The organism is Pedobacter deserti (genome assembly GCF_024436415.1).
GTDB classification, from domain to species: Bacteria; Bacteroidota; Bacteroidia; order Sphingobacteriales; family Sphingobacteriaceae; genus Pedobacter; species Pedobacter faecalis.
This window is the reverse complement of record NZ_JAFMZQ010000001.1, coordinates 3,246,941-3,267,206: the sequence shown is the minus strand read 5'-3', so window position 1 is coordinate 3,267,206 and position 20,266 is coordinate 3,246,941. Positions and strand designations below refer to the sequence as shown.

At 44.4% G+C, this 20,266-nt stretch carries 22 protein-coding genes; 14 read left to right on the top strand and 8 right to left on the bottom strand.

Annotated elements, in window-relative coordinates; translation table 11 throughout:
- Positions 1-33 precede the first annotated feature (33 nt).
- Entirely contained in the window at positions 34-363 is a 330-nt protein-coding gene (locus J3P40_RS14775; RefSeq protein ID WP_256006962.1) for a DUF3276 family protein, read from the bottom strand.
- Positions 364-430: 67 nt separating this feature from the next.
- Positions 431-2,221 (bottom strand): ABC transporter ATP-binding protein, encoded by a 1,791-nt coding sequence (locus tag J3P40_RS14770; RefSeq protein ID WP_256006961.1) that lies wholly within the window; start codon positions 2,219-2,221, stop codon positions 431-433.
- Positions 2,222-2,327: 106 nt separating this feature from the next.
- Between J3P40_RS14770 and J3P40_RS14765 the strand changes: the two genes are divergently transcribed.
- The 9 genes from J3P40_RS14765 (at position 2,328) to J3P40_RS14725 (ending at position 8,401) form a co-directional block, all read left to right on the top strand.
- Complete coding sequence (locus tag J3P40_RS14765; RefSeq protein ID WP_256006960.1) at positions 2,328-3,416, top strand: Glu/Leu/Phe/Val family dehydrogenase; 1,089 nt, start codon at positions 2,328-2,330, stop codon at positions 3,414-3,416.
- An 88-nt stretch (positions 3,417-3,504) separates the two neighbouring features.
- Complete coding sequence (nusB, locus tag J3P40_RS14760; RefSeq protein ID WP_256006959.1) at positions 3,505-4,398, top strand: transcription antitermination factor NusB; 894 nt, start codon at positions 3,505-3,507, stop codon at positions 4,396-4,398.
- Between the two features lie 5 nt (positions 4,399-4,403).
- Positions 4,404-4,838 (top strand): DUF1573 domain-containing protein, encoded by a 435-nt coding sequence (locus J3P40_RS14755; RefSeq protein WP_256006958.1) that lies wholly within the window; start codon positions 4,404-4,406, stop codon positions 4,836-4,838.
- A 20-nt stretch (positions 4,839-4,858) separates the two neighbouring features.
- Positions 4,859-5,212, top strand: coding sequence for a preprotein translocase subunit YajC (gene yajC / locus J3P40_RS14750; protein WP_256006956.1), 354 nt, complete (start codon positions 4,859-4,861; stop codon positions 5,210-5,212).
- A gap of 88 nt (positions 5,213-5,300) precedes the next feature.
- Complete coding sequence (locus J3P40_RS14745; protein ID WP_256006954.1) at positions 5,301-6,248, top strand: CdaR family protein; 948 nt, start codon at positions 5,301-5,303, stop codon at positions 6,246-6,248.
- On the top strand, positions 6,249-6,836 hold the full coding sequence (coaE, locus tag J3P40_RS14740) for a dephospho-CoA kinase (RefSeq protein WP_256006953.1): 588 nt from the start codon (positions 6,249-6,251) through the stop codon (positions 6,834-6,836).
- A gap of 1 nt (position 6,837) precedes the next feature.
- Positions 6,838-7,779 carry an MBL fold metallo-hydrolase gene (locus J3P40_RS14735; RefSeq protein ID WP_256006952.1) on the top strand — a complete coding sequence of 314 codons (942 nt, stop codon included), beginning with the start codon at positions 6,838-6,840 and terminating at the stop codon, positions 7,777-7,779.
- Positions 7,779-7,940: a C1orf53 family protein gene (locus J3P40_RS14730; RefSeq protein WP_256006951.1), complete on the top strand. Its 162-nt coding sequence runs from the start codon at positions 7,779-7,781 to the stop codon at positions 7,938-7,940. Before J3P40_RS14735 ends, J3P40_RS14730 begins: the two co-directional genes overlap by 1 nt.
- An 11-nt stretch (positions 7,941-7,951) precedes the next feature.
- On the top strand, positions 7,952-8,401 hold the full coding sequence (locus J3P40_RS14725; RefSeq protein WP_256006950.1) for a MarR family winged helix-turn-helix transcriptional regulator: 450 nt from the start codon (positions 7,952-7,954) through the stop codon (positions 8,399-8,401).
- Positions 8,402-8,405: 4 nt separating this feature from the next.
- On the opposite strand, the gene J3P40_RS14720 is transcribed toward J3P40_RS14725, so the two are convergent.
- From J3P40_RS14720 to J3P40_RS14710, 3 genes are read right to left on the bottom strand one after another with little or no spacing between them, the layout of a single operon-like run.
- Positions 8,406-9,140, bottom strand: a complete 735-nt coding sequence (locus tag J3P40_RS14720; RefSeq protein ID WP_256006949.1) for a ZIP family metal transporter — start codon at positions 9,138-9,140, stop codon at positions 8,406-8,408.
- Positions 9,140-9,703, bottom strand: a complete 564-nt coding sequence (locus J3P40_RS14715; RefSeq protein ID WP_256006948.1) for a phosphatase PAP2 family protein — start codon at positions 9,701-9,703, stop codon at positions 9,140-9,142. Before J3P40_RS14715 ends, J3P40_RS14720 begins: the two co-directional genes overlap by 1 nt.
- A complete protein-coding gene (locus J3P40_RS14710; RefSeq protein ID WP_256006947.1) occupies positions 9,700-10,431 on the bottom strand; it encodes a class I SAM-dependent methyltransferase in 732 nt (243 codons plus the stop codon). The genes J3P40_RS14715 and J3P40_RS14710 overlap by 4 nt, the downstream gene beginning before the upstream one ends.
- 110 nt (positions 10,432-10,541) lie before the next feature.
- Here J3P40_RS14710 and glmM point away from each other — a divergent pair, with 110 nt between their 5' ends.
- The 4 genes from glmM (at position 10,542) to J3P40_RS14690 (ending at position 15,798) form a co-directional block, all read left to right on the top strand.
- A complete protein-coding gene (gene glmM / locus J3P40_RS14705) occupies positions 10,542-11,924 on the top strand; it encodes a phosphoglucosamine mutase (protein WP_256006946.1) in 1,383 nt (460 codons plus the stop codon).
- Between the two features lie 4 nt (positions 11,925-11,928).
- Complete coding sequence (locus tag J3P40_RS14700) at positions 11,929-13,077, top strand: cysteine desulfurase family protein (RefSeq protein WP_256006944.1); 1,149 nt, start codon at positions 11,929-11,931, stop codon at positions 13,075-13,077.
- Positions 13,078-13,148: 71 nt separating this feature from the next.
- Positions 13,149-13,364 (top strand): hypothetical protein, encoded by a 216-nt coding sequence (locus J3P40_RS14695; protein WP_256006943.1) that lies wholly within the window; start codon positions 13,149-13,151, stop codon positions 13,362-13,364.
- 145 nt (positions 13,365-13,509) lie between these two features.
- Entirely contained in the window at positions 13,510-15,798 is a 2,289-nt protein-coding gene (locus tag J3P40_RS14690; RefSeq protein WP_256006942.1) for a GH92 family glycosyl hydrolase, read from the top strand.
- Positions 15,799-15,957: 159 nt separating this feature from the next.
- Here J3P40_RS14690 and accD read toward each other — a convergent pair whose 3' ends face one another.
- Positions 15,958-16,803 carry an acetyl-CoA carboxylase, carboxyltransferase subunit beta gene (gene accD, locus J3P40_RS14685; RefSeq protein ID WP_256006940.1) on the bottom strand — a complete coding sequence of 282 codons (846 nt, stop codon included), beginning with the start codon at positions 16,801-16,803 and terminating at the stop codon, positions 15,958-15,960.
- A gap of 162 nt (positions 16,804-16,965) precedes the next feature.
- Between accD and fbaA the strand changes: the two genes are divergently transcribed.
- Positions 16,966-18,045: a class II fructose-bisphosphate aldolase gene (fbaA, locus tag J3P40_RS14680; RefSeq protein WP_256006939.1), complete on the top strand. Its 1,080-nt coding sequence runs from the start codon at positions 16,966-16,968 to the stop codon at positions 18,043-18,045.
- A 55-nt stretch (positions 18,046-18,100) separates the two neighbouring features.
- Here the strand turns inward: fbaA and J3P40_RS14675 are convergent, their stop codons facing one another.
- Positions 18,101-18,961 (bottom strand): hydroxymethylglutaryl-CoA lyase, encoded by an 861-nt coding sequence (locus J3P40_RS14675; protein WP_256006937.1) that lies wholly within the window; start codon positions 18,959-18,961, stop codon positions 18,101-18,103.
- Entirely contained in the window at positions 18,933-20,243 is a 1,311-nt protein-coding gene (locus J3P40_RS14670; protein ID WP_256006936.1) for an NAD(P)/FAD-dependent oxidoreductase, read from the bottom strand. Before J3P40_RS14670 ends, J3P40_RS14675 begins: the two co-directional genes overlap by 29 nt.
- Positions 20,244-20,266: the final 23 nt, after the last annotated feature.

The window sequence follows — 20,266 nt, the reverse complement described above, 5'->3', positions numbered from 1 at the left end:
GCTTTCTCTTTTATATTTTGGCTAGAAGCTAACTTAGAATGAAAAGTCATCGCCTTGTGCACGGGCAGGAATGCTCTCGTGGTTGTCGGCGTACTCATATCTTTTCTCTACGACTTCCTGGTGATTTTTAATATACTCTACCGTTTCATTAAGGCCTTCAGCAAACTTTTCGAAGTCCTCTTTATATAAAAAGATCTTGTGCTTCACAAAAACGCCATCTTCCAGTCTTTTTTTACTTTCAGTCAGTGTCAAATAGTAATCTCCTGATCTGGTTGCTTTTACGTCAAAAAAGTAAGTTCTTTTGCCTGCCCTTACCTTCTTAGAAAAAACCTCTTCTCTCTCTTTGTTTTCAAATTCTCCCATGTTGCTTTAGCTCTTGGTTTTGGTTCGGGTAAATATAAAGTAATAATTTTTAAAGTTCAAAATCAAATTATGCAGTTTGATTTTCCTCTTCCAGCAGCTGATTTTGGTACATCTCTGCGTAAGCACCATTTTGATGAACGAGCTCCTCGTGTGTACCTTGCTCTATAAGACGGCCATCGTCTAAAACCAGAATCTTATCGGCATTTTTGAGGGTCGATATACGATGTGCAATCAAAATAATGGTTTTCTGATGCATGAGTGCCCCCAGATTATTCAAAATTTCTTCTTCCGTCTTTGTATCTACAGCCGAAAGGCAGTCGTCTAATATAAGTATCGAAGGAGATTTAATAAGCGCCCGGGCAATGGAAACCCGTTGCTTTTGGCCGCCCGACAAAGTTATGCCGCGTTCACCCAGCATAGTGTCAAACTGTTTCTCGAAGCCGATGATATTGTTATATACAGCCGCCTGTTTTGCGGCGGTTTCTACCTGCGACTGGTTCACTTCTTCAAGACCGAATGCAATATTGTTTCTTATCGTGTCCGAAAACAAAAACACCTCTTGTGGTACATAGCCAAGCTGATTCCGGTAATGCTGAAGACTTAGCTTTTTCAAAGGGAGACCATCTACCGTTATGCTGCCACTGTCTGCATCATACATCCTCATGAGAAGATTGGCTAGCGTAGATTTTCCCGATCCCGTTCGGCCCATAATAGCAACGAATTGTCCTTTTTTGATGTCGAAGCTGATGTCGCTTATCGCCTTAATACCGGTGTCGGGGTAAGTAAACGTAACGTTTTTAAAACTGATGTCACCCAAAACAGTCACTTCGGGGTGATCTCCAGACACTATATCCGGCTCGGTATGCAGGAACTCATTAATCCGTTTTTGCGATGCCGATGCCCGCTGGATCAAAGTGGTTACCCAACCGAGCATAGAAACCGGAAAGGTCAGCTGGTTCACGTACACAATAAATTCGGCGATATTGCCTGGTGTTATATAACCGCCAATGACCTGTTTCCCCCCGATATAAATGGTTAAGATCGTACTCAAACCAACAAGCAGGATCATTGCCGGATAAAACAACGCTTGAACCTTTACCAGATTCATCGCCAGATCTTTGTATGTATAGCTCTCACCGGCGAATACCTTGCGCGTGTGTTCTTCCCTTACATAAGATTTTATAACCCGAATGCCAGAAAACTGTTCCTGGACATAACTTGACAACCTCGACAGCTGCTGCTGTATACGTTCGCTTTTGCGGTTGATAAGTGTGTTTACAAAATAGATAACAATAACAAGTACAGGTAATGGTAACAACGAAAACAGGGCCAGTTCAGCATTTACGTCGAACATCGCGTAAATGACTAGCGAAAAAAGCACAGCGGTATTAATCGCATACATGATGGCCGGGCCGACATACATCCGCACTCTGTTTACATCTTCGGTGGCACGGCTCATCAGGTCGCCTGTATTATTGCGCCGGTAAAAACCAAGATTCAGTTTTTGGTAGTGGGCATAGATTTCGTTCTTCATGTCGAACTCAATATGCCTCGACATGAGAATCAGGGTTTGTCGCATAAAAAAGAGAAAAAGGCCTCTCAATAGATACAGGATAAGGACGATGGCACCAAAATAAAGAAGACTATAACTAAAGATGTCGTAGATGATTTCCCTGCGTTCGAAGCCGTTAAAAAGTCTGTATATCTGTATATTTTCCGTAATCAGGTTAAAAGCATGACCTATGACCTGGGCAGGTACAACCCCAAAGATATTAGATACAATGACAAAGAAAATACCTGGTATGATCCACCATTTATATTTGTAAAAGTACTTGTTTAAATGGCGGAGATGCTTCATGGTTTGTAAAGTTAGCCAAAGCAGTATTATTTTCTAAAGACTTTGGTTAAAACAATGTAAATATCTTTTTTTATGCTAGTTTTGCGGCATATCTGATAAGAGTCGTATGTCTGGTAATAGTTCTCCTGTAAATTCCGTTTTAGATCAAATTGGCACTTCGGGCCATAGAAAAGTTGTTTTTTGCAATGATCCTGATACCGGACTAAGAGCGATTATTGCTATTCATGACACAACGCTAGGGCCCGCCATAGGGGGTACGCGCATGTGGAATTATGCTACCGAATCTGAGGCATTGGAGGATGTGCTAAGACTGTCGAGGGCAATGACCTATAAGTCGGCAATTACTGGCTTGAATTTGGGTGGGGGCAATGCCGTGATCATCGGCGACTCGAGAAAGTCCAAGTCTGAGGCGATGATGCGGAGCTACGGGCGCTTTATTAAGAATCTAAACGGCGAATTCATTACAGCAGAGGACGTAGGTACCAATACGAAGGATATGGAGTATATCCGTATGGAAACAACGCATGTTACCGGTGTGCCTGAATCGCTTGGCGGAGCCGGAGATCCCTCACCGACGACTGCCAAGGGTGTTTATCTCGGGATAAAAGCCTGTGTTAAAGAGGTCTTCGGTACAGATATGCTGGCCGGGCGTTCCGTTGTGGTTCAGGGTATTGGCAACGTGGGTGAACATTTGGTTGAGTTGCTGCGTTCGGAGAATGTGGAAGTGTACATCAGTGACATCAACGAAGAACGTTTGCAGCATGTCGCAAGGAAATATAAAGCTAAACCTGTAGCGGCAGATAAAATCTTTGGTTTGAATGCCGACATTTACGCGCCGTGTGCCCTTGGTGCAACCGTAAACAACAATACCATAGAGAAGATGAAATTTGCCATTATAGCCGGCTCGGCCAATAATCAGCTTGCAGATGAACAGGTGCACGGGAAGCGGTTACTGGAAAAGGGTATTTTGTTTGCGCCGGATTATCTGATCAATGCAGGCGGGCTGATCAGTTGCTACTCAGAGCTTACAGGCTTTGGCAGAAAACGGACTACCCAGCTGACAGAAAATATTTATAACGCAACCAGAGATGTGATCAGGATGTCTAAACGTGATAATATCCCCACGGTTTGGGCTGCAAACCAAATCGCAGAGCAAAGAATAAGAGATATAAAGAAAATAAAATCATCATTTTAAAATCAGGTAATTACCACTCGTTCTTACATTCATGTTAAACAGAAGGCACTTAAGAATTAAAGCTTTGCAAAATGTTTTTGCTTGGCACATGGCAGATAAAAAAGATCTGACGTCATCAAGAAAGGCGTTGATGCAGAGTATAGATAATGTATACGAAATGTATATGTGGATGCTGTCGCTCCTCGTTGAAATCACCGAATACACCGGCATAGACGCAAGTGAGCGCGCAAATAAACATCTGCCTACGGAGGAGGATCTCAATCCAAACCTCAAGCTGCTTGAAAACAAGTTCATCAACGTGCTTAAGGAAAACCCCGAATACGTTGCCCTTGTTAAAAAGTACAAAATCAATTGGATGTCCGATCCGGAATTGGTAAAGGCTATTTTTAACGCACTTAAAGTCACCCCGGAATACCAGGCTTATCTCGCAGATCCAAACAATGACCTCGAGGAATCCAAAACCATCATTAAATATATTTTCAGAAAGATTGTACTGAAAAGTCATGCTGTTATTCAGGCGTTTGAAGATAAATTTATCAATTGGTCGGTAGACAAAGAGGTTATGCAGGGTATGGTAGCTAAGACCATCAAAAACTTTACTTCCGAAGACCCTTTTGCAAATAAACTCACGCCCATTAGCCAGGACTGGGATGAAGACGGCAAGTTTGTGGAAGACCTGTTTGTGTTTACGCTCAGAAATGACAAAGAGTACCAGGCAATGATTGCGGATCGTACAAAGAACTGGGAATCGGAACGTATTGCGCTGATGGACACGATTCTGATGAAGATGGCTATTTGCGAACTGCTCAATTTCCCATCCATACCTGTTAAGGTAACCATTAACGAATACCTCGATTTGTCAAAAGATTACAGTACTCCGAAAAGCAATTCGTTTATAAACGGTATATTGGACAAAATTATGGGCGACCTAAAGCGTAACAATGTGCTCAAGAAAACTGGTCGCGGTTTAATAGAAGATTAACAACTATGAAGAAAATTTTATTTGCGCTGTTTGTTGCAGCCGCGCTCACATCATGCCAGTCTAAAACGGAACAAACAAACGAAAGTGCTTCCTCACCGGCCGATACTTCCTCATTGAAGCAGGACGGTCCTGTGATGAAATTTACTACGGAGACTTATAATTTCGGTAAGATAAAGAAGGGTGAGTCAGTGTCTTACAGCTTCACGTTTAAGAATATGGGGCAAGTTCCGCTGATTATAACGGACGCTGTTACTACATGCGGATGTACAGTGCCTGAGGTTCCCAAAGAACCGGTTAAGCCGGGTGACGAGGGAAAATTGAACGTGGTGTTTAACAGCGCGGGTAAACCGGTGGGTATGACTGACCGCGTGGTAACCGTGATGTCCAATGCTTTAAACAGTTCAGTGCAGTTGCATATAGTGGGAGAAATAACAGAATAGCAAACCAATAAAAATTGAATATGATATCTACGATAATTTTACAGGCGGCAGCTGGTGGCGGTGGTTTTATGAGTTTACTTCCTTTAGTGCTGATTTTTGTGGTCATGTATTTCTTCATGATCAGGCCACAGCTTAAAAAAGCGAAAGAGCACAAAAAGCTGATTCAGGAATTAAAGAAGGGTGATAAGATTGTCACAACCGCAGGAATACACGGTCGCATTATCGATATGAACGAAACTACCTTCCTGATTGAAGTGGAGAGCGGAGCAAAGATACGGTTTGATAAGACTGCAGTATCTCTGGACGCTACGAAAACCGTTGTGCCAAAATCTGATAAAAAGGATACTCCAAAGATCGAAACCGCTGCGAGCTAGTTTGCATATACAGAAATTAGAGCCGCTTCCTATGGAGCGGCTTTTTGCATGAATAGGGGTATTATGATATTTTTGTGTATTTTACAGCATGCCCGTAATTAAACTCACGAAAATAGAGCGTAAGCGTTTTTTGGCATTTATCACTTGTTTGCTGATCGCTATCGGTGCGTGGTTATTCCTTGCTCTGAACAATAAATATATATATACGGCCAAGACAGTTTTAGTTTACAAGAACTTTCCCTCAAAGCGGGCTTTTCATGCCTTACAGTCGGACACTGTAGATCTTCAGGTAGAGGGAACCGGCTGGCAATTGTTGTTTGCCCGGCTGCGTATAAAGCCACAGTCCATATCGATCAATTTGGAAAAGCTGAACAGCCGTAACTACATTTTATTTTCGGAGCAACTGCTTAGCGTCAACAATCAGTTGGAAACGGCTCAGAAAGTCATTTCGGTGAAGCCGGATACGCTTTATTTTGATTTCTCGGAGCGCAAAGTAAAACGAGTGCCGTTAAAGCTGTTGTCCAAGCTTGGTTTCGCTAAGCAGTACGGTGTTTCCGGTGAAACGGAACTCACGCCGGAATACATTACGCTGTCGGGCCCTGAGCAGGATCTTAAACAAATATCAGAGTGGTATACAGACACGCTTTCGGCCGACCAGATACAGCGAACTTTTGTGGCTCGTGTACCGGTTATGCGGAACCGCATGAAAAACGTAAGTATATTTCCGACTAGTGCGGAAGTACGTATTCCTGTCGATGAATTTACAGAGAAGACTTTGGAATTACCTATCCGGGTGATTAACAACAAGCAATATTTAAACGTTCGGCTGTTTCCCAAGAAAGTTCGGGTCACATTTTTAGTGTCTTTGTCTGATTATCAGCAGATCGACGAAGAATTTATGGATGCTGCGGTAGATATCGATGACTGGAGGACGCTTGGACATAGCCAGTTAAGAATCAAAATGCGACGCTTTCCGGAATACTGTAGGCTAGTAAAGCTGGAGCCGGAAAAGGTCGATTTCATTATAGAGAAGTAAATGAAGAAAATTGGTATAACCGGGGGGATCGGGAGTGGAAAGACGACGGTTTGCAGAGTTTTTCAAACTCTGGGAATTCCAGTTTTTTATGCTGACGAAGCGGCAAGGAGCGTAATGATCAAAGATCAGGAACTGATGTGTGGTTTAAAGCAGGAATTCGGATCGGAGAGCTACTTCAATGACGGATCATTGAACCGGGCTCATATAGCCGGGATTGTATTTCATGATGCAGATAGATTAGCCAAGCTAAATGCGCTCGTGCATCCAGCCGTTTTCAGAGCCTTCGATCAGTGGTGCGCAGATTTGCCGGTCGGCTTTCCCTACGTACTTAAAGAAGCCGCATTGCTTTTTGAAAGCGGTTCGGCGTCAATGTGTGATGAGAATATCGTTGTCGTATCACCCGTGCAACTGAAGCTTGAACGGGTGATGAAGCGGGATAACACGAACACGGAAGAGATTATGGCAAGAATGAGTAAACAACTGCCCGATGACAAGAAAGCCGAGCTGGCCGACCACGTCATTGTAAATGATGAAAACGAATCGCTGATTGCCCAGGTGGTACGCCTGCACCATAGATACCTGGATTAGTATGATTCTCGAAGATTTTATTTGTCTCGATAACACGGGACTGTATTGCAGATATGGGGATTTTTATATAGATCCTAAGCAGGCGGTTAAGCAGGCAATCGTTTCACACGCGCATGGCGACCATGCGGTAGGAGGAAATGCTGAGGTTTATTGCACTGAGGCTACATCTCTGTTCATGAAACACCGGTATAAAAATTTCTCCGCTGGTACCTTCCATATCAAAGGATATCACCAACAGTTTGTGTTAAATGATGTAAACGTAACATTTATTCCGGCAGGGCATATGCTCGGTTCGGCAATGATCCTGATGGAATACAAGGAGGTGCGTTATCTTTACACAGGTGATTATAAGCTACAGTCTGACGAAACCTGCGAACCTATTGAGTATGTCAAAGCGGACGTGTTAATTACCGAAACTACCTTCGCGAACCCGGAAGTTGTGCATCCGGAGGCCGAACTGGAAATTCTGAAACTAAGCAGTACCGTGCATAACATTATGTTGGGTGCTTACGCCTTAGGAAAAAGTCAGCGTCTGATCAGTTTAATCAATCGGTATTGTACAGAAAAAAGGATATTGGTGCATCACAGCATCATGCCATACATAAATATTTACCGCCAAATGGGTGTAAACCTGGGCAGGTATGAAATATATGACCGCAAGGTCATGAAGGCGCAGAAAACGAATCTGATATATCTTGTGCCGCCCATGGCCTTCAACAGTTACATCCGCGCTGTTGGTGTAAAACGGGTATTTGCTAGCGGATGGAAGCATTTGCAACGCACAAACGACATGGATCTGTACATATCCGACCATGTAGACTGGAACGGAATCATCAATACCGTAGCGTATGTACAGCCTAAGCAAATATGGACAAACCATGGCAATGGAATGCTTTTAAAGGATTATTATCAAAAATCTTTGGTAGTTAAATTGCTTAATTAATGACAGGGGAGCCAGATTACTACTTCAATGAACAAGGTCTTATGGTTTTTACCAAAGCCTATCACCTGAAACGAGGATTCTGTTGCAAGAATAAATGTAAGCATTGTCCCTGGGGATTTGGCAGAGAGAAAATAAAAAAGCAAACACCTGAGAAACGCTAAACACAATACCGATGCAACTGCTGAAAGATACGTTTACATCACGATTTGAAAATGAACATCAAAAGGCAATCGTTAACGTGCTTTATACTTATAGCTGGTGTATAGATCAGCTGAAGCAAGTAACCGCGCCTTATGAGATTACCACCCAGCAATTTAATATTTTGAGGATACTACGCGGTCAGTATCCTAATGCTTCTACAATTAATCTGCTTAGAACGAGAATGCTTGATAAAATGAGCGATGCCTCCAGAATTGTTGACCGGCTGGTTCAGAAAGGTCTGGTTGTGAAGCAGGTTAGTGCACTGGACAAGCGCGCGGTTGATATATTAATTAGTGAGAAGGGACTTAAGCTCCTGAAAAAAATGGATAAGGAAGTTAATGTGTCGGCTATTATATCAGATAACCTGACAGAGGAGGAGGCCAGGCAATTGAACTTACTGCTGGACAAAATGCGCAAATAAGTTGTCAATGCGTGTGTCCGGTACCAGACCCGGATAGGAAATATCCGATGAGTGCAATAGAGATTCCGCACAATACCGCTACCATTTTCCGCTTGTTCACTTTGTGGTCTACACTTGATTCAAAAAGAATTGTTGTTGAAATATGCAGAAATATGCCGATCACAATTCCCATGATCCTGCTGAAATATTCCTCGACGTTTCCGATGGAGCCAGTGCTCATTCCGTAGCTCACGTAAAAACCTAATGGCGCCATAATAGCAAATACTGAAATAAATATCAATATTCTTGGTGGCGTAAACTTATTCTGGAGCAAAATGCTGGCCAGCGCAAAAGCAGCCGGAATATGGTGCAGGGAAATCCCAAAAATCAGCGCATTATGATGGTCCTTGGCCAGCGGCATTCCTTCAAGGAAAGCATGCAAGCATAAGCTGATCATGATGCCATAAGGGAACACCTGTGCTTCGTTGTGTTTATGTATATGGCCATGTTCCACACCCTCCGAAAACTGTTCGAGAAATACCTGCAGCAAAAATCCAATCAATATGAAGATGCCAATATCATGATGGTGGTCGTGATAGGCTTCCGGGATCAGATGCAACACCGTTATTGCAAAAAGATAAGCACCGCTGAAAGACAGAATGAGCTTCAGCAACTGTGATTTGTCGCTTTTTACCAGGAAAATTGAAGCACCACCGAAAAAGGCGCTGAGGAATAAAACCAATAGCTTCCAGAATTCCATTACAATCGTTGCTCTAGCGTTTTATAAAGTTTTGAAGTCAGTATACCAATCGTTGTCCCAAGCATGGCGCCTATCAAGGTGTCGACCGGGTAATGCACGCCCACATAAATTTGCGAAAAGGTAATGATCGCCGCCCAGAACAAGGCAATAGGTAGAATCGGTTTCCATCGCCTGTAGAAAACCAGTATACAGAAAACGGAAAGCGCAAAGTGATTGGTGGCATGCGCAGAGGGAAAACTATAACCCGCCCCGCAAGGTACCCTGGCGATGATTTGACCAGACAGCGCCGGTTCATTGCAGGGCCTTAGGCGACCAACAGTAGGCTTTATCACACGCGATGCTGACAAATCGCCCAGTGCAAAGGTGAACAACAACATGCCAACAATAAGCCATCCCTTTTTTTTGTACTCGCGCACACAATACACAATGATGAACAAGTACAGCGGCGCCCAGAAATATTTATTCCGCATCAGAGGCAGAAGCCAATCGAAAAAAGGATTTGACATCCCCCGGTGAATGTCGAGGAACAAATCATGATCAAATTGCAGCAGCGCTTCGATCATGCCCGTTTACAGATAAATATCACACGATCAGAACGCATTTCGTCGTACGGTTCCAGTTCATAGCTGCCGAACTTCTCTTTGATCTGCAGCCCGCTTTTTGAAAACATACGCTCGAAATCGCTTAAAGTGAAAGCTTGCACCCTTTCTTCGAAGGCATACGTCTTGCTTTTATGTTCAAAGTTGATGTGTTTGATAATCTTGCCTTCAGATACGAATTTGTGCAGATGGAACTCAATACCTTCAACCACCTTAATTTCCTGATGTGTAAGGTTCTTGATGATCTTTTCGGTATTAAAATAATCCAGTACAAGTGTCCCGTCAGCCTTCAGGCTTTTACGGAATGACTTCAGCGCGTTGACGTGATCCTTTTCCGTTTCGAAATATCCAAAGCTGGTGAACAGGTTTACCGCAATATCAAAATAGTTGATGTAGCACAACTTTCGCATGTCATGTACATAAAAATGCAGGTTTTTCTGTTCAAACTGCTGGGCATATTTAATGCTTTGTTCCGACAAGTCAATACCAGTCACATCGTAGCCCTTCTTATGCAGATATACCGCGTGTCGCCCTCTTCCACAAGCAATATCAAGAATCTTAGCGTTGGCAGCCGGCTTTAGGTATGCCGAAAGATTATCTATAAGTAATTCAGCTTCAGCATCATTGCGCTGACTGTACAGGATATGATAAAACGGGGAGTTGAACCAGTATTGAAACCATTTTCGCTGCATGAAGCTTGTTTTTTTTCTTTTTTGAGCCACAAAGATAATATTTTAACGAGCATAAGCCTTGTAATCTTTGGTTAAAAGGAAATTTGTTACTTTTGAAAAAAAACTGAACATTGACACTTATAAAATCTATCTCTGGTATCAGGGGAACGATAGGTGGTGCGCCTGGTGAAGGGCTTACGCCTATGGATATCGTAAAATTTACCGCCGCCTACGGAGCCTGGGTTATTCGTACCACAGGGAACAAGAAAATCGTTTTGGGTCGCGATGCGCGGACCTCAGGCGCGATGGTTAATCGTATAGTTACCGGCACCCTTCAAGGCCTTGGCATAAATGTCATCGACCTCGGACTGTCTACTACGCCTACAGTGGAAATAGCTGTTCCGCTTGAACAGGCGGGGGGCGGAATTATTCTGACTGCAAGCCACAACCCAGCGCAGTGGAATGCACTGAAGCTGTTAAACAGTAAGGGCGAGTTCATCAGCGACGCTGAGGGTAAGGAGGTGCTGGATATTGCTGAGAGCGGCACCTTTGAGTTTGCTGAAGTAGAAGAACTCGGTCGGGTATCTACAGATGACACCTACCTGCAAAAGCATATCGATGCAATTTTAAGTCTTCCGCTTGTAGACGTTGCAGCCATTAAAGCCGCTGATTTTACTGTGGCGATCGACTGCGTGAATTCGACGGGTGGAATCTTTGTGCCAGCTTTACTTAAGGCTTTAGGCGTAACCAATATTCATGAACTTTATTGCGAGCCAAATGGCCACTTTCCTCATAATCCGGAACCATTACCCGAAAACCTGACCGCCATAGCTGGTATGGTTAAAGAGAAGGGTGCCGATCTTGGTATCGTCGTCGACCCTGATGTCGACAGGTTGTGCTTCGTGAATGAAGACGGAAGCATGTTTGGCGAGGAGTACACCCTCGTGGCCGTGGCCGACTATATCCTGAAAAATAGCCCGGGTAATGCCGTCTCCAACCTGTCGTCAACGAGGGCCTTACGGGACGTTACCGAAGCAGCGGGAGGTAATTACTACGCTGCGGCTGTTGGAGAGGTAAATGTCGTCAACAAAATGAAAGAGAGCGAGGCGATTATCGGCGGGGAAGGAAATGGCGGTATTATTTATCCGGAATTGCATTACGGCCGTGATGCTTTGGTTGGAATAGCCTTATTTTTAACACACCTGGCCAAATCTGGTGTTTCAATGACCCAGCTCAGGGGCGGTTATCCTCAATACAGCATCTCAAAGAACAAGATTACACTAACGCCAGGGATGGATATCGATGCGCTTTTACTTAAAATTCAGGACAAGTATAGCGATCAGCCCAACAGTACAATAGACGGACTCAAAATAGAATTCGGCAAAGAATGGGTGCATCTTAGAAAGTCAAATACTGAACCGATCATTCGTATATACAGTGAAGCATCATCGGCCGAGCGTGCGGACGCACTGGCCATGAATGTCATTTCGGATATCAAAGCAATATTAAATTAGATCCATGCAAAGAATTTATTTGGATAACGCGGCTACAACGCCATTAGATCCTGTGGTCATTGATGAGATGGTTCAGGTTATGACTCAGTATTACGGCAATCCGTCATCTATCCACGCACAGGGGCGGGAAGTTCGCACCATCATTGAAAAGGCAAGGAAGACCGTTGCCGGCCTGCTTAATGTGACGCCTGCCGAGATATTTTTCACTTCAGGCGGAACGGAAGCAGATAATACGGCCATAAGATGTGGCATCGCCGCTTATGGTATAAAGCATGCCATTACGTCTAAAATTGAACATCACGCCGTAGAGCACACGTTGAATACGCTGCTGAAACAAGGCGTAATTGATAAACTCAGCTTTGTGGATGTTGATAGTAAGGGCAACGTAAACCTGCATCATTTAAGGCAGTTGCTGCAAGACAATGAACGTTCGTTCGTATCTCTCATGCATGCCAACAATGAGCTGGGTACACTGACGGATATTGAACGCGTGGGCGAAATATGCGAGGAATACAACGCGATCTTTCATTGCGACACCGTACAGACCATGGGGCACTACGTACATGACCTGAGGAAGATCAAGGCACATTTCGTTGTTTGTGCAGCGCATAAACTACACGGCCCTAAAGGCGTTGGATTTTTATATGTAAACCACCAGGTAAAGATCAGCCCGATGATTTTTGGCGGGGCACAGGAACGTAACATGCGCGGGGGTACCGAGAATGTATATGGCATTGTAGGCTTGGCGAAGGCAATGGAAATTGCTTATGCGGAAATGGAGGAGCATCAGCATTATATCCAGGAATTAAAATCGTATCTGATCGGCCGGCTTACTCAAGAGATTCCAGATCTCTGTTTTAACGGCGAGACAGCACCCGAGAGAAGTCTTTATACCGTGCTGAACGTATCCTTCCCGGCAATGGACATGGGAGATATGCTGCTTTTCAATCTGGATATTAATGGAATTTCAGCATCTGGCGGCAGCGCCTGCTCATCTGGGTCAAACATAGGATCGCACGTTCTTGCAGGTATATCCGCCGATCCGAACAGGCCTTCGGTCAGATTCTCTTTCAGTAAGTTTAACACCAAAGAAGAACTGGATATTCTGGTAGATAAAGTCAAGCAGATCGTCAGCCAGAACGTCGCGGTCTAAGCCAAAACAATTTGATTATCGGGATGTTGTATAATAAGCAATATTATATATAACCTAAAATTGTTAAAGTTATGATACATACCGATAAGCATCACGACAGCGATGAAAGCGACAAAAAGAAGACCGTTCTGAGGGAGGAAAATTATAACGCGGAAAATGAAACCAGCGGTGAAACATCTTCTGCTACAGAGTTTGACCGCTCAGGATTTACCAAAAAGACCGGTCGCAGTAATAAGCCTCTGGGTTCAAGCCATGAACCCGGCGTAACCCCCGGTTCAGAATTCTGATTCTAACCTCTATCTTATTTAAGTCACGGCCGCAGACCGTGACTTTTTTGTTTTTTATATTTGGAAATTCTTTATCTTGGTGGCATGTAACCAGTTTTGGCGACTTCCTTTGTTGCTGAGACGTTTAATTTATAAACCACACATAATGATTAAGAAACTTTTAACCGCCTCACTTGTGGCGGCTTCGTTTGGTGCGTTTGCCCAGACAGTTGAAAAAGTAACCGATCCGGTCGAGTGGATCAACCCGCTCATGGGGACATTTAGTAAACCAAGCCTGTCAAACGGAAATACCTATCCTACGATAGCAGTTCCATGGGGTATGAACTTCTGGACGCCACAAACCGGCAAGATGGGGGATGGCTGGGCTTATACCTACGATGCCGATAAGATCAGAGGGTTTAAGCAAACGCATCAGCCGTCACCCTGGATGAACGATTACGGTCAGTTTTCTGTAATGCCGGTCACCGGTAAGAAGCGGTTTACCCAGGATGAGCGTGCGAGCTGGTTTTCACACAAAGCAGAAGTTGTAAAGCCATACTATTACAGTGTTTATCTTGCTGATGCAGATGTTACTACAGAAATTACCCCTACGGAACGTGCTGCACAATTCCGTTTCACCTTTCCTAAGTCGGACGAGTCTTATATCGTAGTAGACGCCTTCGATCGTGGATCTTACATTAAAATCATTCCTTCAGAGCGGAAGATCGTGGGTTACAGTACCAGACACTCACATAAATCGCCCGAAAACTTCAAGAACTACTTTGTGATGTATTTCGATAAACCATTCGCTTCTGCAGACGGATGGAAAGGTTCGGAACTGGCAAACGGTGTGCTGGAGATTACAGACAACCATGCAGGAGCGATCATTGGCTTCAAAACCAACAAAGGCGAGCAGGTTAACATGAAAGTTGCCTCGTCATTTATCAGCATTGAGCAGGCAGAAATATCTTTAAAAAGAGAACTTGCCGCTGATAGCTTCAATGATACCAGAGATAAAGCAAAAGCTATCTGGAATAAAACCCTGAGCCGTATCAGTGTCGAGGGAGGAACAATTGATCAGGTCAGAACATTCTATTCCTGCCTGTATCGCACCCTTTTCTTCCCGAACAAGCTTTATGAAATCGATGCGAACAACCAGATCATTCACTGGAGCCCTTATAACGGCAAGATCCTTCCTGGTTATATGTTTGCCGGTACTGGGTTCTGGGATACCTTCAGGGCACTTTATCCATTCCTTAACCTGATGTATCCTTCTATTAATAAGGAAATGCAGGAAGGACTTGTTAATGACTTCAAGGAGGGCGGGTTCCTTCCCGAATGGTCTAGCCCTGGTTTTGCAAACATCATGGTTGGAAACAACTCCGCTTCTGTAGTGGCGGATGCCTATATAAAAGGTGTAAGGGGTTACGACATCAACACCCTATGGGACGCTGTAAAACATGGCGCGAATAACGAAGGTCCGATGACAGCAGTTGGCCGTGTAGGTGTTAAGTATTACAATGAGTTGGGTTATGTGCCTTATGACGTGAAAATCAACGAGAACGCAGCAAGAACGCTGGAATATGCTTACGATGACTTCGCGATTTATCAATTGGGCAGGGCGCTTGGAAAGCCAGCTTCAGAGATCGATATCTATAAGCAGCGGGCAATGAACTATAAAAACCTGTTTGATCCTGCTAGCGGTTTGATGCGTGGTAAAAACAAAGACGGTAAATTCCAGTCGCCTTTCAACCCATTCAAATGGGGAGATGCCTTCACGGAGGGTAACAGCTGGCATTATTCATGGTCGGTATTTCAGGATGTAGACGGTTTGGCTAAACTGATGGGTGGAAAAGAAAAGTTTGTAGAGAAACTCGACTCTGTATTTACCTTGCCGCCAATCTTTGACGATAGCTATTATGGTGGAGTGATACACGAAATCCGCGAGATGCAGATTGCTAACATGGGACAGTATGCACACGGTAACCAGCCTATACAGCATATGATTTATCTGTATAACTACGGCGGTGCGCCATGGAAAACACAATACTGGGTGCGTGAAACAATGAACAGAATGTACAAGCCAACGCCAGACGGATACTGTGGTGATGAAGACAACGGACAGACTTCGGCCTGGTATGTTTTCTCTGCCCTTGGGTTCTATCCTGTTACCCCTGCGGTAGATCAGTATGTTTTAGGTGCTCCTTTGTTCAAAAAAGTAACCTTGAACCTGGAGAACGGTAAACAAATCGTCATCAACGCACCTGAAAACAGCGATACTAACCGCTATGTAGACATTTTGAAATACAACGGTAAAATAAGAACGCAAAGCTGGCTGAGTCACTCTGATTTGATTAAAGGTGCTAAGCTTGATTTTAATATGATCGCTTCACCGAACAAATCAAGAGGAACCAAGGAATCTGATTTCCCTTACTCTATGTCGACGGAAAAATAAACTTCTTTTAAAGACTGATGTTCGTTCGTGCTGCATTTCTCTAAGCTTAGCAAAGGAACGCAACGCACTCACAAACATCAGTCTTTTTGCCATATAACAACAAAGCCCATTCATTGAATGGGCTTTGTTGTTATCGTATAAAAAGTGTTTTTTGTATTGTTAGTGCTTCATCATCTTAATAAATGATGCAAGTTTAGATTTCATAGCACGTCTGTCGACAATAAAATCCAGGAAGCCATGTTCCAATACAAACTCCGCTGTTTGGAAACCTTTAGGTAAATCCTTCTTAATGGTTTCCTTAATAACCCTCGGACCTGCAAATCCGATCAAAGCACCCGGTTCAGCGATGTTAATATCTCCAAGCATCGCGTACGAAGCCGTAACACCGCCTGTGGTTGGATCGGTAAGCAGGGAAATATAAGGAATCTTCGCCTGACTTAGCAAGGCAAGCTTTGCCGAAGTTTTTGCCATCTGCATGAGCGAAAATGCAGCCTCCATCATTCTGGCACCTCCCGACTTGGAGATCATCAGAAAGGGTATCTTATTCGCAATAGAATAATCAATACAGCGGGCAATCTTTTCTCCAACAACAGAACCCATAGAACCGCCAATAAAATTAAAGTCCATACAGGCAATCACCAGGTCTTCACCTTCAATCTTACCGTGAGCAGCCCTGATGGCGTCTTTCAAACCCGTCTTAGCTATAGTCTCTGTCAATCTGGCGGTATAAGGTTTACTGTCCGTGAAATTAAGCGGGTCGCCCGATTTCAGATTCCCGAAAAGTTCGGTGAACTCGTTCTGGTCGAACAGTACCTGAAAGTACTCTTTAGAACCAATTCTTAAATGGTAATCGCAATACAGGCACACATATTTGCTTTCCAGCAGTTCTCCGGTATGCAACGCTTTTTTACAATTAGGGCACTTGTTCCACAATCCGTCGGGAGCTTCTTTTTTCTCTTCAGTAAGTGTACTTATGCCTTTTTTATCTCTCTTAAACCAAGCCATGTTATTTCTTGAAAAATGCGACCACAAAGAAACGAAAAAAAATCAGAAGAGTTCAACCTTGTTTTCGCATTAGATTTCCGTTCCACAGCTCAAAATATTGCGCCGCAACCTTGGGCTTAAGGCATAATTTTCCTAACTTCGGCGTACATTAAAATATTAAAGATGAGTTTAAAAGGTTACAAGGGAGTAATTTACGGAGATGCTGTTCAGGAATTATTTGAACAGGCAAAGAAACATCAATTTGCACTACCAGCAGTAAACGTTACTGGAACAAACACCATTAATGCTGTGATGGAAACTGCAAAAGCCGTGAATTCACCGGTTATTATTCAGTTATCTAACGGCGGAGCCCAGTTTTATGCAGGTAAAACACTAAACAACGATAACTTGAATGCTTGCATTCTTGGCGCTGTATCAGCTGCTAAACATGTGCATTTGTTGGCAGAACACTATGGTGTTGCAGTAATATTACATACCGATCATGCCGCAAAAAAGCTTTTGCCATGGATCGACGGCCTGCTTGATCACGGTGAGGAGTTTTTTGCCACTCATGGCAAACCTCTATTCTCGTCTCACATGCTCGATCTTTCAGAGGAGTCTATCGAAGAGAATATGGAGATCTCAGCGAAATACCTGGAGCGTATGTCTAAAATGGGCATGACTATCGAAATCGAACTGGGCGTAACAGGTGGTGAGGAAGACGGTGTAGATAACAGTGATGTCGACAGCTCTAAACTATATACACAGCCTTCTGAGGTAGCTTATGCGTATGAAGAACTCAGCAAGGTTAGCGATAAATTTACCGTAGCTGCCGCTTTCGGTAACGTACACGGTGTTTATAAGCCAGGTAACGTTAAGCTACAGCCGGTTATTCTCAAGAATTCTCAGGACTTCATTAAAGAGAAATTCAATCTTACCGCCGAGAAGCCGATTAACTTCGTGTTCCATGGCGGATCAGGTTCCTCTCAGGAAGAGATCCGGGAAGCAATCTCCTACGGCGCTATCAAGATGAATATCGATACCGACATGCAATGGGCGTTCTGGGAAGGCATCCACGATTATTACAAAGCAAATGAAGCTTATCTTCAGGCACAGATCGGTAACCCGGATGGCGAGGACAAACCAAATAAAAAGTACTATGATCCACGCGTATGGTTGCGCAAAGGTGAAGAGAACTTCGTAAAGCGTCTAACTCAGGCCTTCGAAGATCTGAATTGCCGTAACGCAAGCGATAAGTTATAACAACAATATACCTTTCAAAAGGCAGAAGCGTTGCGGAGCAATCCTCAACGCTTTTTTAATGGAATATACGCGACGAGAACCGCACCGCTTCCGTCCATTTTTCCATATCAAGGTTAAGATGTATGTTCTTGGCTCTGAAGAAATCAATAAGATCTTCTGTTGCCATGTTCCCCGTAAGGTCATCTGCAGCCATAGGGCAACCGCCATATCCGCGCAGTGCACTATCAAATCTCACACATCCCGAGTCAAATGCTGCTTCCATTTTTTCAAGCCTGGTAGCTGGCGTACTATGGAGATGCAGACCAATCTCGATATTGCTGAAGCTGGCCAGGAGAGGGGGCACGATTTCTCGTATTTTTTCCGGGGATGACACCCCGATGGTGTCCGAAAGTGCCAGTATCGTTACGCCATTTCCCACCAGTCTGTCTGTCCATTCCTCAACAATTTCCGTATTCCAGGGGTCGCCATAGGGGTTACCGAAACCCATAGAAAGATAGACTACGGCCGTCTTTTGTCGCTTATCGCATATCTCAAGCAAAGCCTTTACTGTGTCAACCGATTCCAGTATGCCCGAATTCGTATTCCTCCGCTGGAATGTCTCGGAAATGGAGAAGGGGAATCCCAGATAGCTTATCTCGTCGAACGCTGATGCTTCCTCTGCGCCGCGAAGGTTCGCGACTATGGCAAGCAGCTTTGACTTTGTGCCCGTCAGATCCAGCTTGCTTAACACCTCCCGGGTATCTTTAAGTTGAGGAATGGCTTTAGCAGACACGAAACTTCCAAAATCAATCGTGTCAAATCCTACCCCGAGGAGTAAGTTGATGTACTGCGCTTTTAGTTCGGTGGGAATAAAATCATGGATGCCCTGCATGGCATCCCTGGGGCACTCAACCAGTTTTATCGATTTTTGCTTCATTGTTGGTATCTCTGAAAAACGGGCGGATAATCAGTCGTGTGCCCCTGTCGTAACTGAAATAACTCCAAACCCAGTTCACGAATACGACCAGCTTGTTCCTGAATCCAACCAGCGTCATCAAATGTACAAACATCCAGGTAAACCAGGCAAATACCCCCTGAAATCTGATCTTGTGCAGATCAACCACCGCCCGGTTTCGGCCCACAGTAGCCATGGTTCCCTTATCGAAATAGTCGAAAGGTTCGGTAGGCTTGCCCTCAATAATACCCATCAAATTCTTTGCTAGCAATTTCCCTTGCTGCATCGCTGCTGGCGCCACGCCGGGGTGACCGTTCGGAAATTTATCTGTGATCATCGCAGCCACATCACCGATAGCAAAAATATTGGCATGGCCCTCAACCAGGTTTATTTCATTGACCCTTAAGCGGTTTCCGCGTACTATACTGGCCGGGTTCAGGCCGTCGAGAACGGCACCTTTTACGCCGGCCGACCAGATTACGGTAGAGGAGGAGATTCTTTGTCCACCTTCCAAGCTAAGCACTTTACCGTCGTACGACAGTACCCGGGCATCGGTTAGCACCGTAACCCCCAATTCAACAAGGAAGTCCCTCGATTTCTTCTGCGCCTGGGGAGACATGGCGCCCAACAACTCGGGCGATCCTTCAATCAAATAGATGTTGACCTGGTCAAGGTCCAGATCCGGATAGTCGTTCTTCAGTACATGCTTCTTCAGTTCAGCGATCGCGCCTGCTGTTTCTACACCCGTGGGGCCGCCGCCCACCACAATGAAGTTCAGCATCTCCGACTTTAATACTGGATCGGCCGTGATCTGCGCAGCTTCCAGATTCTGCAGCATCAAACTGCGTAAATTTAAAGCCTCCGGAATTGACTTCATGGGCATGGCATTCCGCTCAATTTCCGTCTGCCCGAAGAAGTTACTCGTAGAACCTGTCGCGATAACCAGGTAATCGTATTCAATTGTGCCTACGGTGGTTGCCAGAATGTTTTCCTCCGGGATCACATGCGTAGCGTCCGTAACCCGGAACGTAAAATTCTTTTGCCCCTTGAATACTTTTCTCAGCGGGAAAGCGATCGACTCTGCTTCTAGTCCGCCAGTGGCAACCTGATACAGCAATGGCTGAAATGTATGATAATTATGGCGGTCGACCATCAGAACATCGACATCTTTGTTCCGAAGCTTTTTAGCTAATTCAATACCGCCGAATCCACCGCCCACGATAACAATTCTTGTTTTGGATCCTTTCGGGAAATGTTGCTCCATAGTGATCAATTTTGATGAGTATG